This window comes from Paenibacillus sp. FSL H8-0283, from assembly GCF_045040675.1.
Taxonomy (GTDB): domain Bacteria; phylum Bacillota; class Bacilli; order Paenibacillales; family Paenibacillaceae; genus Paenibacillus; species Paenibacillus amylolyticus.
On the sequence record NZ_CP150295.1, the window covers coordinates 4265901 to 4281576 of the forward strand.

15 protein-coding genes and 1 other annotated feature are annotated in these 15676 nt (G+C 47.4%); of the genes, 8 read left to right on the forward strand and 7 right to left on the reverse strand.

What is annotated here, in order from left to right; translation table 11 throughout:
• Positions 1-333 precede the first annotated feature (333 nt).
• Positions 334-1254 carry a LysR family transcriptional regulator gene (locus MHI52_RS18935; RefSeq protein ID WP_076318119.1) on the forward strand — a complete coding sequence of 307 codons (921 nt, stop codon included), beginning with the start codon at positions 334-336 and terminating at the stop codon, positions 1252-1254.
• 233 nt (positions 1255-1487) lie between these two features.
• Here the strand turns inward: MHI52_RS18935 and MHI52_RS18940 are convergent, their stop codons facing one another.
• The 4 genes from MHI52_RS18940 to MHI52_RS18955 form a co-directional block, all read right to left on the reverse strand.
• Positions 1488-1673, reverse strand: coding sequence for a hypothetical protein (locus MHI52_RS18940; protein WP_017687767.1), 186 nt, complete (start codon positions 1671-1673; stop codon positions 1488-1490).
• Positions 1674-1764: 91 nt separating this feature from the next.
• Positions 1765-2586 (reverse strand): carbon-nitrogen family hydrolase, encoded by an 822-nt coding sequence (locus MHI52_RS18945; protein ID WP_074095606.1) that lies wholly within the window; start codon positions 2584-2586, stop codon positions 1765-1767.
• A 73-nt stretch (positions 2587-2659) separates the two neighbouring features.
• Positions 2660-4282: an ABC transporter substrate-binding protein gene (locus tag MHI52_RS18950; RefSeq protein ID WP_405157461.1), complete on the reverse strand. Its 1623-nt coding sequence runs from the start codon at positions 4280-4282 to the stop codon at positions 2660-2662.
• 202 nt (positions 4283-4484) lie between these two features.
• On the reverse strand, positions 4485-5480 hold the full coding sequence (locus tag MHI52_RS18955; protein ID WP_405157462.1) for an ABC transporter substrate-binding protein: 996 nt from the start codon (positions 5478-5480) through the stop codon (positions 4485-4487).
• A 261-nt stretch (positions 5481-5741) separates the two neighbouring features.
• Here MHI52_RS18955 and MHI52_RS18960 point away from each other — a divergent pair, with 261 nt between their 5' ends.
• From MHI52_RS18960 to MHI52_RS18990, 7 genes are all read left to right on the forward strand, one after another.
• A complete protein-coding gene (locus MHI52_RS18960) occupies positions 5742-6950 on the forward strand; it encodes a pyridoxal phosphate-dependent aminotransferase (protein WP_405157463.1) in 1209 nt (402 codons plus the stop codon).
• Positions 6951-7014: 64 nt separating this feature from the next.
• Positions 7015-7229 (forward strand) — a binding site (T-box leader).
• An 82-nt stretch (positions 7230-7311) separates the two neighbouring features.
• The gene (gene proB, locus MHI52_RS18965) at positions 7312-8415 is read left to right on the forward strand and encodes a glutamate 5-kinase (protein WP_047843533.1); all 1104 of its coding nucleotides are present in this window, start codon (positions 7312-7314) and stop codon (positions 8413-8415) included.
• Positions 8416-8473: 58 nt separating this feature from the next.
• Positions 8474-9721: a glutamate-5-semialdehyde dehydrogenase gene (locus MHI52_RS18970; RefSeq protein ID WP_340984794.1), complete on the forward strand. Its 1248-nt coding sequence runs from the start codon at positions 8474-8476 to the stop codon at positions 9719-9721.
• A gap of 36 nt (positions 9722-9757) precedes the next feature.
• Positions 9758-10618 (forward strand): pyrroline-5-carboxylate reductase, encoded by an 861-nt coding sequence (gene proC / locus MHI52_RS18975; protein WP_340905500.1) that lies wholly within the window; start codon positions 9758-9760, stop codon positions 10616-10618.
• On the forward strand, positions 10615-11838 hold the full coding sequence (locus tag MHI52_RS18980; protein WP_076317454.1) for a 2,3-diketo-5-methylthiopentyl-1-phosphate enolase: 1224 nt from the start codon (positions 10615-10617) through the stop codon (positions 11836-11838). The genes proC and MHI52_RS18980 overlap by 4 nt, the downstream gene beginning before the upstream one ends.
• Positions 11835-12512 (forward strand): 2-hydroxy-3-keto-5-methylthiopentenyl-1-phosphate phosphatase, encoded by a 678-nt coding sequence (locus MHI52_RS18985; protein ID WP_315371259.1) that lies wholly within the window; start codon positions 11835-11837, stop codon positions 12510-12512. Before MHI52_RS18980 ends, MHI52_RS18985 begins: the two co-directional genes overlap by 4 nt.
• 3 nt (positions 12513-12515) lie before the next feature.
• Positions 12516-13169: a methylthioribulose 1-phosphate dehydratase gene (locus tag MHI52_RS18990; protein WP_036607600.1), complete on the forward strand. Its 654-nt coding sequence runs from the start codon at positions 12516-12518 to the stop codon at positions 13167-13169.
• 151 nt (positions 13170-13320) lie between these two features.
• On the opposite strand, the gene MHI52_RS18995 is transcribed toward MHI52_RS18990, so the two are convergent.
• The 3 genes from MHI52_RS18995 to MHI52_RS19005 are packed head-to-tail and all read right to left on the reverse strand — an operon-like array spanning position 13321 to position 15596.
• Complete coding sequence (locus MHI52_RS18995; protein WP_405157464.1) at positions 13321-14622, reverse strand: multi-tm2 domain protein; 1302 nt, start codon at positions 14620-14622, stop codon at positions 13321-13323.
• A 28-nt stretch (positions 14623-14650) separates the two neighbouring features.
• Positions 14651-15103, reverse strand: a complete 453-nt coding sequence (locus tag MHI52_RS19000; RefSeq protein ID WP_405157465.1) for a hypothetical protein — start codon at positions 15101-15103, stop codon at positions 14651-14653.
• Positions 15096-15596 carry an RNA polymerase sigma factor gene (locus tag MHI52_RS19005; protein ID WP_235193861.1) on the reverse strand — a complete coding sequence of 167 codons (501 nt, stop codon included), beginning with the start codon at positions 15594-15596 and terminating at the stop codon, positions 15096-15098. The genes MHI52_RS19000 and MHI52_RS19005 overlap by 8 nt, the downstream gene beginning before the upstream one ends.
• Positions 15597-15676 lie beyond the last annotated feature (80 nt).

Consider the following 15676-nt stretch of genomic DNA (forward strand, 5'->3'; position numbering starts at 1 on the left):
AAAAAAGACCTAAAAAGGGTAGGAAAAGAGAAACTCTTCCCACCCAATCTAGGTCTTGCCTGCCGAACAGTAACACGCCATCGTTGGATGAATGTTATTCAATTATATGAACGAAAAAGAATATGAACATTTGAAATGGTTCTGTGCTAACACTTGAAACTGGTACACATGAAAACGTTGATTTTGTTTTACCCGGGTAAGTGGTTCTTATTAAGCGTTTTCAAAATTAGTATAGCAACTCTTCTGATGGAGTGCAAGCGGTTAAGCGAAATTAATGATTTCTTCATCTGTAATGATATAATGGTGGCATAACGAAAGGAATGACCGATGACGATGGAATTCAGACAACTTCAATATACGTTGCAAATTGCGGCCGAACGCAATTTCTCCCGGGCAGCAGAGAAGCTGCATATTGCTCAACCTTCATTAAGCCAGCAATTATCCAAATTGGAAAAAGAATTGGGAGTGCTACTGTTTCAGCGTAATACCAGTACCGTGGAGTTAACCCATGCGGGTGTTACGTTTGTCGAGCAAGCCCAGAAGATCGTAGATGCCGTGGAGCTATTGCGTCAGGAAATGTCCGATATCTCCCAGCTTCGCAAAGGTAAAGTCGTTGTAGGCAGCATGCCGATCACGGGCTCACACTTGCTCCCACATGTGCTTCCTGCGTTCCAACAAGCTTATCCCGAGATTGAGGTTACCTTATTGGAAGACTCCGGGCTTACGCTTGAGAAATTGACAGCAAGCGGCAAAGCAGATCTTAGTCTGTTATCTCTTCCTTTACAAGAGCCAAGTCTCGCTTACGTTGCCATTGGAGAGGAAAAGATTGATCTGGCAGTTCCCCCAAATCACCCTTTGGCACGCAGGGCAGATCCGGAACATCCGCTTCCTGTGCGAATTGAAGAGCTTCGGGATGAACCGTTTGTTGTGTTGAAAAAAGGGCAGGGCTTCCGCAAACTTACATTTGATCTCTGTGAGCAGGCTGGTTTTGATCCCCAAGTTGTGTTTGAGAGCACAAATATTGAAACCGTTCAGTCGCTGGTCGCCACTGGTATGGGCATTACACTGGTTCCACGCTTTATCGCCCGTGCGCCGCGCAGTGAGTTCGTGCCTGTGTATGTGCCACTTGCTGAGCCTACTCCTAGCAGAACACTTGTTGTGGCTTATCGTCAAGGCAGAGTGCTGTCGAAGGCAGCCGAAGCATTCATCCATACGTTTCAACAAACCGTGACCGAACTGTCAAAGGGAGACTAAAAAATTTCTCCTATGGGTATGGGTACATTTCATACTGAAACAAAACAAAGGCTTGACCCTTATGGGCCAAGCCTTTGTCATATACTCGTTTCCCGCATCCGCAGGATAGAGTTCTTACATTGCAATCACAGTAACTGGTTACAGTACAATGTTGCTTGTTAAGTTGTTTAGCTCAATGCTAATTTATAATGTTAACGTAGAAACGTACATAAGAAAACTTCATGTCTGGCGGTTTATTTACGCAAATTACGATCGCTTGTCAGCCTGTTTTGCTGATTCATTACACGGCCTTCGTCCTGAACAGTTGAATCAGGGGGTGATAGCCCTCCTGCTCCATTCTCTAAGAATGCCCTTAAGTGATCTTCCCTTGTGTTATCCTGTTCCAGTCTCCTGAGCGTATCTTTCACATGGTTGTCCATTGATTGATCATCCTCCTTGGTGACGGGATAGTTATCATTACCCGCGTCCTGGAAGAATAAACACTTTTTCTGAAGAATTTTATTTCAGTTTTTATTTTCCGCCAAAATAAACGCCAGGTCGACGGTCTTCAAATACGGGAATACGTCCGCGAACCTCATCTACCAGAGATGGACGAATAATTCCGGTCACGATCTCTTCCCCTTCGCCACCTTCAGCCACAATCTCACCCCAAGGATCAATGATGAGGGAATGTCCGAAAAATTCGGTCTCTCCCCCTTTACCTACACGGTTACATGCGATCACATACATCTGATTCTCAATCGCTCGTGCGGTAAGCAACGTACGCCAGTGGTGCAGACGAGGTTTCGGCCATTCAGCCGGAACAATCAATGCCTTGGCACCATTTAAAGCAAGGGTGCGGGCAAGTTCCGGGAACCGGATGTCATAACAGATCGAAGCACCCGCTGTAAGACCGTTCTGCAATTCAAAAATTTCAGGTTCCGCACCAGGCTGTAAATATTTCTCCTCGTCCATCAGACGGAACAAATGTAATTTATCGTATCGTGTTACCTGTTTTCCTTCACGATCATAAGCGTACATTGTATTGTATATTTGACCATCCCGTTTCTCGGCAATTGAACCGCCAACGATGGAAATTTGATGTTTTTGAGCAAAAGCAGACAGCCATTCCCGAGATTTCTGGCCTTCCGGGTCAGCGAGTTCATGAATTTGAGTCAAAGCGTATCCGGTATTCCACATCTCAGGTAACACAGCCAGCCCCAGATCCGGATATTGTTCTACCGCACGCTTAAGCAACATCTGCATATGTTTATGATTGGCCTCAGGGTCTCCGAGCTGAATATCGCCCTGAATCAGGGCTACACGCATTTCTCCCTGTTGTTTTTCTGTCATGACAAGCACTCCTCTGAACCGTAATACCTGCTATCATAGCTTGATCCTCCTGAGGACTGCAAGCCTGTTTTTGTTATGAACTTGCACACAACAACTCAGGGAGCAGGGTCAACAATCGATCACTCGTGAGCGCATCACCCACATTCCATGTTGACTCCTCCACAGGATATACCCGTCCATTTTGCACAGCCGGAAGGGCCTGCCAACTGGGACTTTTCAGCAGCATCTCTGTAGCCTGTCTTGCCACAACTTCCTCAGGCAGCATAACAAACACATGATCTCCCGCGTACTGACGTACCGCTTCAGCCGAGATTTCCTTATAGGCTCTGCCTGCCACAAGTGCTTCCTTCACTTTGGTAACTGGCCTGAATCCCATTGGATGATATAACATAGGCGCCAGACCGATATTGCCCATAACAAATAATCGTGCACCCCGATGGTATGTAAATACGGATGCCGTTTCCCCCTCTTCAATCACAGTATGGATCTTCGCCCACATCTGCTCGGTACGCTCCGCATAGGAGGTTAGCCATTGTTCAACCTGCGGTTGTCTGCCAAACCAGCTGCCCAATCTGCGCATTCGTTCTTCCAACGTGGCATGTGAATTGTAAGCAAGCGTCGGTGCAATCCGGTAAAGTTGTTCATACTGTTGTTCATTACTGCTATCAAAAATAATCAAATCCGGCTTCATGATAACAGCGGCTTCCACATTAACCGGAGCGACCGCGTCATATGTCCGATCTTCCAGCAACTGAATACCCAGCATCAGCAGATCCCCAGCGGAATCTCCGTAATACATAATTCGGTCCGGATTTACTGGAATATTCACATCATGACCCAACCAATCCTGTACCAATTTCTGCTGCTGAATCGATCTGTCATATTGACGAGGAGATAATCCCGTCATTTGGCGAAAACGCCTGCTGAAATAATACTCATCCTTAAACCCCACACGACTCGCTATATCCCGAAGTGGTTCATCTGATTTGCGAAGCCAGTCCTTGGCATGTTTGATGCGTACATGATTCACATAATCGAGCGGCTTGTGACCCGTGAGTTGTCTGAAAAGGGTCGTATATTGTACAGGTCTGATCTCCGCAAGTCGTGCCAGTTTCTGTACAGTGATTTCTTCAGCATAATGGTCGTCCACATACTGAATCGTGCTGTGTAGTCTTGCTTCCATACTCTGTTCCGTCTTTGGAGAAGTGTACCGGGTAATGATCATCTCCATCCATTTTTGGAACTGTGCATTCAGATGGCTGTATTCAGCATCTGTTTTATAATTCCGAATGACATACATCTGCTCCAGCAACCCACTTAACGGAGCATAGGGATAACCATTCAATTGGTTTCTGTGCTCAAATACAGGGCGGGTAAAGAGCTCGGGATCACCCGTCAACACATGAATAACATCAAAAGCCATTATGATATATTTCAATTCCGAGTTATTACGATGTTCAATCTGGTACCCCTCTCCCGGAGAAAGCGGATAAACACATCCCGTAGTAAACGGAAACTGTTCATGCCCTATATATAAACGCCCATCCCCTTCTTCGCAGATCAGGAAGGCATGTTTCTCGCAAGCAACTTCCAGCATCACCTGTTCAGGTGGTTCAATTCGACGTACCAGATGATCCAGCCGAAACATGAATGCTGAAAAGAACAACGCTCCCCCATCGGCATCCAAAGCCTGCATGTCGGTTCACCTCGTTTTTCTAAAATGAGAATAATTATCAATCATTCTGTATGGTCTGATTATAAGCGAGAGATTGTTAATAATCCAGATATGAGTTTAGTCAGCAAAAAAAGAGCGTTCAACGAAATGTTGAAGGCCCCTTTCACTTTTTTATAACTGCATTACTCAAAGGTGTTACTGCTGCCTCACTAGCTCGTCACCATTATTGAACCATCTGTTTTGGCAGCTCTTGTAACAGCCACTCCCTGGAAAGAGCATCACTAGAAGCTTTTACGATATTAAAACGATATACTTTCCCTTCTTTCACCGCAGGCAGGTTCTTCCAGATTGTACTATCCAGCAATTCCTTGGTGGATTGTTTCGCATCGTCGGTCACGGGATCCAAAATAAATATCCGATCACCGGCAAATTCAGATAATTTTTCAGTCGAAATCTCTACAAATCCCATGTCTTCATCCAATACTTTCTGGATTTCCGCGGTTGGCTTCAGCCCGTCTTTTCCGTATAACAACTGTGGCAATCCTGCACCCGCCATGACAAACAGACGATTCCCGGGATACATGGTGAATACCGAAGCGGTCTCCCCTTCTTTTACTCCGTTCTCATGAAGTTGCGTCCACATCTCTTCCGTCGCTTTTTGATGAGCCGTAATCCAGTCCTCCGCTTCTTGCTTCTTATTCAACAAATCGCCAAGGATACGCATGCGATCTTCTATTAAACCAAATGAATCAAATGTAACCGTGGGTGCGACCTTTGCGATCTGATCATATTGAGCCTCGTCACTGTTGGAAAAAATAATCAGATCGGGATTCAGGTCTAACGCCTTTTCCACACTGATCGGAAATCCTACATCTTCTGCCTGAGCAACCTGATCATCAAATACGGTTCCCTCTTGACGAAGTATGCCGACAGGAACAACACCAAGCGCGAGCAGATCCCCTGTAACTTCTCCATGATAGATAACTCGCTTCGGATTTACAGGAATCTCAACTTCGTGGCCAGTCCAGTCTTTGAATATCCGGGTCTCGCCCTCATTCGTCTCTTCCGTTGCAGTTTGGGTCTCTGTGGTTTCTGTGGCTGCTTTGGAATCATCTGCGCCAGTAGCAGGTGTTGCAGCCTGATTTCCACAAGCCAGTAGCAGGATGGATAACCATGTGATCGTTAATAATACTCCCGTATTTCGTATGCCCTTTTTCATTTCTATTTCTCCCCCTATATCATGTGCGTTGTGCTAGAAATTAATGATATTGATTATCATTATCGGATATTATCATAAAACATGGCTTCTCTCAGCTCAATGGACAAAACTAAATGGGCACTTTCAGTTTTGTACAATACTCCGCTCTTTGCTCCTATGTACTGTATATTCAAGTGCATTTCCCTCTATACAGCTCGGGATTGGCGTGATAAATTAATGAGAACTATTTGCCATTTTTAATAAACCGGAGTGATGAATATAATGACCCAATCAGACCATATAACTGCTCGTTCAGCTTTTAAGATACCGACTTCTGATGTGATGACACAGCTTCCAACGCAATTTTTTGCTACCCTTGTTCAAAATGTAAATCGTGAAATCGCAAGTGGACATGACGTGATCAATCTGGGTCAGGGGAACCCGGATACACCTACACCACCTCATATTGTGAAAACACTGCAAGAGTCGGCTGAGAATCCCCTCTACCACAAATACTCCCCTTTTAGAGGGTACTCTTTCCTGAAGGAAGCCGTCGCCAAACGTTATAAGGAAGATTACAACGTTGATCTGAACCCCGAGACTGAAGTAGCCATTCTGTTCGGAGGAAAAACCGGATTGGTTCAGTTACCTCAGGTCCTGCTTAACCCCGGGGACACCGTTCTCGTTCCAGATCCCGGCTACCCGGATTACTGGTCTGGTGTTGCACTCGCCAAAGCAAACATGTCATTTATGCCTTTGCTCGAGTCCAATGCATTCCTGCCGGATTACGAAGCTGTTACAGCCGAAGATCGGGAGAAGGCCAAGCTGATGTTCCTGAACTATCCCAACAACCCAACGTCAGCAACGGCACCCCTTTCGTTCTACGAAGATACGGTTGAATTTGCCATTCAAAATCAAATCGTAGTAGCCAGTGATTTTGCTTACGGTGCGATTGGATTTGACGGACATCGTCCCGTAAGTTTCCTACAAGCCCCTGGTGCCAAAGAAGTGGGCATTGAGTTCTATACGTTATCCAAAACGTACAATATGGCTGGATGGCGTGTTGGATTCGCACTCGGCAATGCAGAGATTGTCTCTAAGATCAATCTGCTTCAGGATCATATCTATGTCAGTCTCTTCGGTGGAATTCAGGCTGCGGCAACGGAAGCACTTACTGGCTCACAGGAATGTGTTGCCTCACTGGTTTCACGCTACGAATCGCGTCGCAATGCATTTTATGACGCTCTTTCCTCAATTGGCTGGCAAGCTTCGAAACCAGCGGGTTCATTCTTCAGCTGGTTACCTGTACCTGCCGGTTATACCTCCGCTTCATTTGCAGACTTGTTACTGCGAGAAGCCAAGGTAGCCGTAGCCCCAGGTATTGGTTTTGGTTCGCATGGTGAAGGCTATGTGCGCGCGGGACTGTTAAGTGATGAAAACCGATTACGCGAAGCTGCCCAGCGGATTGGCAAGCTGAATTTATTCAAGTAATTTACAGGACCATAACCCCTTTGCATATGCCAAGTTTCCATGGTATGTTATAAGAAATATTGAACGAAACGTGATGACGGGACCAGTAAGAGAATATCAGTCGCGCCCAGAGAGTAAATTCCACCCTGCTGAAAGAATTTACCGCGGCTCTTCTCTGAAACCTACCCCTGAGCGGCCTGTTACGTGCAGGACAGTGCCTTCTGTTACAGGGCATGAAGCCGGATGATCTAATCATCAATAAAGGTGGTACCGCGGAAGTAACGAACTTTCGTCCTTTTTAACTAAAGGGCGGGAGTTTTTTTTGTACCCGCTAAAGCCTGCTCCAGAAGCACTTATTAATCATGTTTAAGGAAGTGAAACCATGACTTCACGTATTGTAGTTAAAATTGGAAGCAGCTCGCTTACAACGGAAGAAGGCGGTCTGGATCGCAGTTCGATTACTTTTTTTGCCGGAGAAATTGCAGCATTGGCTGATCAGGGCCATGAAGTACTTCTGGTCACCTCAGGAGCGGTAGCGGCTGGATTCCGGGAGATCGGCTACCCTCAGCGCCCCAAACTGCTACATGAGAAACAAGCCGCAGCGGCCGTTGGGCAGGCATTACTGATGCAGGCATATCAACAGGCTTTTGCAGCGCACCGCGTTACTACGGCGCAAATTCTGTTAACTCGTACAGACTTTCACAGTCGTAAACGCATGGGTAATGCAGGCATGACTGTAGAGGAACTGCTCAAACAGCGAGTGATTCCGATTTTTAATGAGAATGATACGGTGTCGGTGGACGAATTGAAGTTTGGTGATAACGATCTGTTGTCCGCATTGGTTGCAAACCTGGTGAAGGCACAGCATCTGATCATTCTTACCGATACCAACGGCCTGTACACCGCAGATCCGCGTAAAGATCCTTCTGCCGTGCGTTACGACCGTATCCCCGAAATCACGGCTGAGATCTATGCTTTTGCCGGTGGTTCAGGATCATCGGTTGGTACAGGTGGAATGCGATCCAAAGTAGATGCAGCTAAGGTAGCTACACGTGGAGGCGTACCCGTATTTGTGGGAAGTGTTAAAGAACCCGGAGATATGCAGAAGGCAGTTGATGGCACGGGCAAAGGAACTTACTTTGAGACACGACTCGCTTCGCTATCCCGTAAAAAGCAGTGGCTTGGCTTCATGTCTACTCCGCTGGGAACAGTCGTTGTGGATGATGGTGCTGAAGAAGCCCTTGTCCATGGGGGGCACAGTCTTCTACCTGTAGGGGTCAAGCGGGTACTGGGAACTTTCCATGCAGGAGACGTCGTAGAGGTCATTGGTATGGATGAAACCTTGCTCGGTCGCGGTATTGTCAATTATGATGATGACCAGCTTCGACTCATTGCCGGACTTCCCAGTGGTGAAGTGATGAAACAACTCGCTAGCATCCACAGACTTGAAGTTATTCATAGAGACGAATGGATTACGTTAAAATAAACATGAAGCTATATAGTGGTTGGAATACTCAACTTTATATATATGAGGAGGAATTACGATGAGTGAAGTCAGAGAAAAAGCCAGCAAAGCCCAAGCAGCGGTTCCACAGCTGAACCGATTGAATACAGAACAGAAAAATACGGCCCTGCGTGTCATGGCAGATGCTTTGATTAAGGGAACGGATTCCATCATTACGGCAAACGCCGAAGATCTGGCACGCGGCAGAGAACAAGGCACGCCGGAATCCATGCTGGATCGACTCGCCCTTAATAAGGAGCGGATCGCAGGCATTGCTGAAGGGTTACGTCAGATTGCAGATTTGCCTGATCCAGTCGGCGAAGTGTTAGAGACATTTACCCGTCCAAACGGATTACATGTTGAAAAACTAAGAGTGCCGATTGGCCTGATTGGCATCATCTATGAAGCTCGTCCTAATGTAACTGTAGACGCAGCCGGATTATGTCTCAAAACAGGTAATGCAGTGCTTCTGCGCGGCGGCTCCTCTGCCCTGTCCTCCAATCGTAAAATTGTGGAGGTACTGCATCAGGCACTCACAACGACAGACATGCCTGCTGATGCATTGCAATTGGTTGAAGATGCAGATCGTGCTTCCGTGGATGAAATGCTCAAGTTGAACGGACTGCTGGACGTCATCATTCCACGCGGAGGAGCTTCCCTCATTCGTAATGTGGTTGCCAACGCAACGGTACCTGTCATCGAAACTGGGGCGGGCATCTGCCATACCTATGTGGATGAATCAGCCGATCCAGTTATGGCAGCCGAAATTGCCATCAATGCCAAGGCACAACGTCCATCCGTATGTAACTCCATGGAAACGTTGCTGCTGCATGCCGCATACGCAGAAGAGCATCTGCCTGCTCTTGCCGAGCAATTCCGTGAGGCCAATGTGGTCTTGAAAGGTTGCGACACGGTGCGCCGTCTTGTTCCTTCTGCCCTTGAGGCAACCGAGGAAGACTATGCGACCGAGTACAACGACTACATTTTAAATATCCGGGTGGTCGAGAACCTGGATGAAGCGATGCAGCACATCGCACATTACGGAACCAAACATTCCGAGTGTATCGTAACACGGGATACAGCCCATGCAGAGCGCTTCATGCATGATGTGGATGCAGCAGCCGTCTATCACAATGCGTCCACACGTTTCACCGACGGATTTGAATTTGGCTATGGAGCCGAAATCGGAATCAGCACTCAGAAACTGCATGCTCGTGGACCGATGGGACTACCAGCACTGACATCAACCAAATATCGGATTACAGGCAATGGACAGATTCGTCAATAATATCCCAGCAACAGTTATATAGGAGGAACGATAAATATGAGTCAAGAGCAACAGACGTTACTACAACAGAAGATTACTTTCCACGGAGCAGGCGCGATGGCTGAAGCCATCGTGCGCGGACTGATCTCCCGCCTAGTCGTTCGTCCTCAGGATATTACGATGCTGAACCGCAGCAACCAGAAACGTCAGGAGGAGCTCAGCACCCGTTATGCTGTACATACCGGAACTGCCTCGCAATCCTTGGATCACCTTGCCTCCACTCCGGTCATTGTACTCTGTATGAAACCCAAAGATGCTGCCGTAGCGCTGCGCGAGCTTGGTCCGCTGTTATCACCTGATCAACTGATCGTATCTGTCATTGCCGGATTATCAATCCGCACGATGCAGTCCTTGCTTGGTCGTAAACAACCGATCGCGAGAACCATGCCGAACACATCCAGTACCATTGGACTCGGTGCAACCGGGCTTGCCTTCTCTGCGGAGATTACGGATGAACAGCGTAGTACGGTGATGACCATGTTTGAAGCGGTTGGTATCGTAACCATCGTACCTGAAGATAAACTCGAAGTGCTCACTGGGATTTCCGGAAGCGGCCCTGCTTATGTATACTATTTAATGGAGGCCATGATTGCGGCAGGTATTCGTGGTGGCTTATCCAGCCAGCAATCTCGTGATCTCACTGTTCAGACGGTGCTTGGCGCATCACGAATGGTACAACAAACCGGTTTGGAACCGATGAAACTTCGTAGTGATGTGACTTCCCCGGGAGGGGCAACCCAGGCAGCACTGAAGACACTGGACGAAGGAGATTTCTTTGAAAATGTAATCGCAGCCGTCAACCGCTGTGCAGAGCGCTCACGGGAGATGGGAGCTGCTTTGGAAGGGGATTTAAAATGAATAACATGTGCACAGCCACATATCGTCTGCATGATGATCATGCAGACTTTCGCAAGAAGGCTCAGTCTATCGCGATTGGCATGACCGTGGGTAGCTGGACGGAGTTGCCGCAAGCCCAGCGTGAAGCGATGCAGAAACATCTGGGTGAAGTAATCAGCGTAGAAGTAAATGAAGCTGAAGGAATAGCTGCGGGTGAGCGTTACGCCGATATTACCATCGGATATCCTGATGTTAACTTCAGCCGTGATATCCCTGCCCTGCTCGTGACGGTCTTTGGCAAAATCTCAATGGATGGCCGAATTAAACTTACAAAGCTTGGTTTCTCGGATGGCTTCCTGAGTGCATTCCCGGGACCCAAGTTTGGACTGAATGGTGTTCGTGATCTGCTTGGTGTACATGATCGTCCACTGTTAATGAGTATCTTTAAGTCAGTTATCGGACTGGATGCAGATGAACTGCGTGAACAATTTATTCGTCAGGCTCTTGGTGGCGTTGATTTGATCAAGGACGATGAGATTCTGTTTGAGAATAAATTGACACCTATCGAAAAAAGAGTCGAGGTCTGCATGAAAGCTGCCGAACAGGCACGCCAGGAGACCGGCAAGAAACTTCTGTATGCAACCAATCTTACAGGACCTACATCTCGTCTGAAGCAACAAGCTGAACGCGCTATTGGTGCAGGAGCCAATGCCCTGTTATTCAACGTATTGTCTTACGGATATGATGTGCTGCATGAACTCAGCAGTGATCCTGACATCAATGTGCCAATTATGGCTCACCCTGCTCTTGCAGGTGCACTGTATCCTTCACCACATTACGGCATGTCCGCTTCGGTTGTACTAGGCCAGTTGATGCGTCTTGCGGGTGCCGATCTGGTGCTCTTCCCTTCTCCTTATGGTTCGGTTACGATGCCGAAGGAAGAAAATATGGCGATCACGGAGCAATTACTGACAGCCGATCTGCCAGTACGAACCAGTATGCCAGTGCCTTCAGCCGGTATCCATCCAGGCCTTGTACCGCTCATTTTGCGCGACTTTGGCACGGATGTCATCGTTAATGCTGGTGGCGGTATTCATGGACATCCTATGGGCACTGAGGCAGGCGGACGTGCATTCCTGCAAGCCATTGAGGCAGCTCAACGTTCCATTCCACTCGCGCAGTATGCAACCGAGCATCCGGAGCTGAAAAGTGCATTGGATCTGTGGGGTGGCGAACGATGAGAAGTGATAAAAAAACAGTCATTTTCTGTGACTTTGACGGTACGATTACGCTCTCGGACAATATTGTCGCAATCATGAAACATTTCAAGCCTGAGGGCATTGAAGCGATTATGAAAGATACAATTGAGCAAAAAATCTCGCTGCGTGAAGGTGTTGGAGCCATGTTTGCTCTGTTGCCTGCATCGCAGAAAGATGAAATTGTGGAATTTGTGCTTGGACAAGCGGGGATCCGTGAAGGATTCAGCGAGTTTCTTGACTACGTTCGCAGCGAAGGTATCGAATTCAATGTGACCAGCGGTGGTATGGACTTTTTCATTGAACCGTTACTCGCACCATTTCATATCCCGCAGGATCATGTCTATTGCAATGGAGCTGACTTCTCGGGTGAAACCATTAAGATCGAATGGCCGAATCCCTGCCAGCCTCCTTGTGAGAATGGCTGCGGCATGTGCAAAACAACAGTCATTCGTACCTTCCCGGAAGAACAATACAATCGAATCCTCATTGGAGACAGTCTGACGGATTTTGAAGGTGCCAAAATTGCCGATCTCGTCTACTCCCGCTCCATTTTAACGGACAAATGTATTGAGCTGGGTGTGGACCATGTGCCATTCGTTACCTTTTACGATATCATCGAAGATATGAAACAGAAGCAAACACAAGGAGTGCTGTAAACGATGGGCTTTGAAAAGATTACATTGGAACACAAACGTCAGGTCCTTGAAGAACTGGCTGATATTAAAGCGTTGTTTGCCAGTCGTAACTGGTTCCCTGGAACAAGCGGCAATCTGTCGATGCGTGTAGGAGACTTTGACCCGGAGCAATTTTATTTTGCGGTTACCGCCTCAGGCAAAGACAAATCCCTTCGCACACCGGAAGACTTCCTTTTTGTGGACAAGCACGGCAAAGCGATTGAGACAACAACGTTAAAACCAAGTGCCGAAACGTTGATTCACTGTGAAATCTATCGTTTGACCGGTTGTGGTGCTGTATTCCACGTGCATACCGTGTTTAACAACCTGATCAGTGAATTCTTTGGAGCAGATGGACACGTACCGATTCAAGGAATCGAATTGATCAAGGCTTTCAACATCTGGGAAGAAAATGCGGAGATTCGTGTACCCGTTCTGCCTAACTTTGCGGATATTCCATCTATCGCTGAATTGGTGCCAGGTGTACTTGATGCCAACGTACCAGGAATTTTGCTGCGTAACCACGGCATATATGCGTGGGGCAAGGATGCTTTTGAAGCGAAACGTCATCTGGAAGCGTTCGAGTTCCTGTTCGAAGTGATGTACCGTCAACTTCTGCTGAAGGGTGCTACGAAATAGCAATCATTTATTCGAAAACAAAGCTGCAAAACCAAAAACACGCCAGAGGCTGATATACATAGGCCACGGCGTGTTTTTTTGTTGTTGGATAAAAGAGATTAGAAGGTTGCTCTGTCATCGTAGTGTCAGTGTAAATAATCTTTAGGTCACTCTACAGTCGATCATCCCGATCCTTGAATAAAAAGAGACTGTCTGCTCCCTCATCATTTTGATGAGCAGCACTTTGGATACCCGTCCCCCGTTGCTTGCCAAACAGCAGTTTCAAACCGCCAAAAATGAGCAGCAAGGATACGATGACGGTGTTTAAATAGGAACGTATCTCATACGTCATAAATGCATTAGGGAAGAGCTCATTCAGCTGTGGAATGACAAGACGGATCGTCAGGTAATATAGACCCAGCGCGGCAATCCCGAATCCAATCAGACGCTGATGGCGGGCCCAGTCCTTGAAGATTGGTTGATCAACCAATGGTTCGCGTCCATAACGACTGGAGCACTGGAGCCCGTCAAAGAAGCTGTAGAACCAGATCAACGGAATCATGAACAGAAACACCGATAAGTGAAGCAGGTCCAGAACATAGATGCTGCCCAGGAACAGGAACATCAATTGCATGCCTCTTTTCTGCAATCCCAGATAGAGATGACCTGCACCTGGAAAAGCGGATAGCAGCGTTGCAAGCACTTTGCTACGTCGTCCGGCTACTCTGCCCATCTCCAATTCTTCGAATAATGTCCGATCCTGCAATATCTCACCAGCCTGCTTACGGTGGACATGCTGCACCGCGTCAAACATGCAGTATACCCATATTACAGGCAGTATGAGTAGGAACATCAAAAATACCGATTCATTCGTGATCGAAGCTACAAAAACCATCATGGCAAATGAACCAAAGAACGCCATCAAGAACGACAAACCGCGATGCAACAATCCCAGATGAAGGTGGCCCAATCCCGGAACAAATGAGAGCAAAATGGTGAAGAATCGTTCACCCTCACTGCCTTTTCGGTACATGGGTTGACCATAGGGGCCCTCAGGATGGCCATATTCACCACCTGGATGTTGATGCAGCTCATCTTCATTCATCTGCTCCATAGGCCCTTGCTGACCCATGTATGCTCCCTGGTAGGCTGCCCCTTGGTGTGGAGGCGCTCCATAAGCCGCACCGTATCCCCTATAATGTGCTTCTTGGGCAGAAGGTGTACGGAGCAGAACAATAACCATATCCAGCATGCTGATCCCCCAGAAGAAAGCAGCAAAAAGTGCACCGAAAATCAATAAATCTTGTTCATTAGTGACCATGGCTAACATGAATGAGCCAACAGCTGTTCCGAAGAAAAGCAATGGATAGATCACCGCTCTTGCGGCTCGACCCCAATACATAAAACCAAGACCGGGTATCAAGTTTAATAGAAATGCGAGTAATTTGTTACGATCTGAGTGCACAGTCGTCATCCTTTCTTTTCAGGCAATGCGAAACTATTTATGGTTTAGGCTTGAAGTTATCCAGCCATGAAGTGGCTGCCTCCGTCCATTTCTCGGTAAAAGACCCTCTGTGGTCGCCATCCTGGAACTTGTGATAGGGTGCTACCTTGTCAAAAAGTCCAGACGAGAGGAAGATCAATGTCAAACAGGCTGCTACCGCGTAATGGAACACTTTATGATCAAGCCAGCGCCGGTTTCGCCCAGCACGGGATTTGCGTTGTACCTTGGGTGATTGAATGCCCTCAATCCGATGCATGACTGAATCCGCAAACCCTGTTGGGTCATCTAGCGGAGGCAGTTCTCCATGGATACCAAGCGCTTCCAGATAGATGTCCACCGCATCCGGATCTTCCATCAGAAGCTGTTCCATTTGGTTCGCTTGAGTTTCACTCATATGGCCTTCAATATAATCAGTCCATTGCGCAGCGGTATACTTCTCCTGTTTACTCACGCCATTCATCCTCCTTCCAATTTTTTCGAATCCACTGCCGAGCACGATACAAGCGGGATTCCACAGTCTTCACAGCCACCTGTGCATCACTGGCAATCTGCTCATAATTTTTTTCGCTTAGATAATACGCAGTGATAATGTCACGATGCTGAGCAGGCAACTGATTAATTCGTTCGCGAAGTTTATCCTGACGTTCTTCACGAACGAGACGGGTAAGAACGTCTTCATCCCGTCCGGGCATATTGATTATTTTTTCTTCTCCACCCAGATCCTCAGCAGTTCGTCTGCCCAGCTTGCGTTTGGCATCAATCGCTTTGTGAAAGGCAATTCGGGTTAACCACGTTTTGAAACCTTCAGAACGGTAGTCGGGGAGAGACTTATACATCTGTATGAACGCCTCCTGAGCTGCATCCTGTGCTTCCTGATCGTTCCTGAGTACGGAATAGGCCACATGGTATACATGCTGGCTATATTTATCAATCAGAGTACGCATCTGGGATGTATCTCCTTGACGGATTTGTTCGATTACGCGCGCTTCATCAATAACTCTCCCCTCCTCTCCAATACAATAGA

Bases quoted from the DNA above. Each gene is read 5' to 3' on its own strand.
- MHI52_RS18980 (WP_076317454.1), top strand. From the start codon at position 10,615: ATGAATAACATGTGCACAGCCACATATCGTCTGCATGATGATCATGCA.
- MHI52_RS18950 (WP_405157461.1), bottom strand. From the start codon at position 4,282: ATGCAGGCTTTGGATGCCGATGGGGGAGCGTTGTTCTTTTCAGCATTC.
- MHI52_RS18985 (WP_315371259.1), top strand. From the start codon at position 11,835: ATGAGAAGTGATAAAAAAACAGTCATTTTCTGTGACTTTGACGGTACG.
- MHI52_RS18955 (WP_405157462.1), bottom strand. From the start codon at position 5,480: ATGAAAAAGGGCATACGAAATACGGGAGTATTATTAACGATCACATGG.
- proC (WP_340905500.1), top strand. From the start codon at position 9,758: ATGAGTCAAGAGCAACAGACGTTACTACAACAGAAGATTACTTTCCAC.
- MHI52_RS18960 (WP_405157463.1), top strand. From the start codon at position 5,742: ATGACCCAATCAGACCATATAACTGCTCGTTCAGCTTTTAAGATACCG.
- MHI52_RS18940 (WP_017687767.1), bottom strand. From the start codon at position 1,673: ATGGACAACCATGTGAAAGATACGCTCAGGAGACTGGAACAGGATAAC.
- MHI52_RS18995 (WP_405157464.1), bottom strand. From the start codon at position 14,622: ATGACGACTGTGCACTCAGATCGTAACAAATTACTCGCATTTCTATTA.
- MHI52_RS18945 (WP_074095606.1), bottom strand. From the start codon at position 2,586: ATGACAGAAAAACAACAGGGAGAAATGCGTGTAGCCCTGATTCAGGGC.
- MHI52_RS18990 (WP_036607600.1), top strand. From the start codon at position 12,516: ATGGGCTTTGAAAAGATTACATTGGAACACAAACGTCAGGTCCTTGAA.
- MHI52_RS18970 (WP_340984794.1), top strand. From the start codon at position 8,474: ATGAGTGAAGTCAGAGAAAAAGCCAGCAAAGCCCAAGCAGCGGTTCCA.
- proB (WP_047843533.1), top strand. From the start codon at position 7,312: ATGACTTCACGTATTGTAGTTAAAATTGGAAGCAGCTCGCTTACAACG.
- MHI52_RS19005 (WP_235193861.1), bottom strand. From the start codon at position 15,596: ATGCGTACTCTGATTGATAAATATAGCCAGCATGTATACCATGTGGCC.
- MHI52_RS18935 (WP_076318119.1), top strand. From the start codon at position 334: ATGGAATTCAGACAACTTCAATATACGTTGCAAATTGCGGCCGAACGC.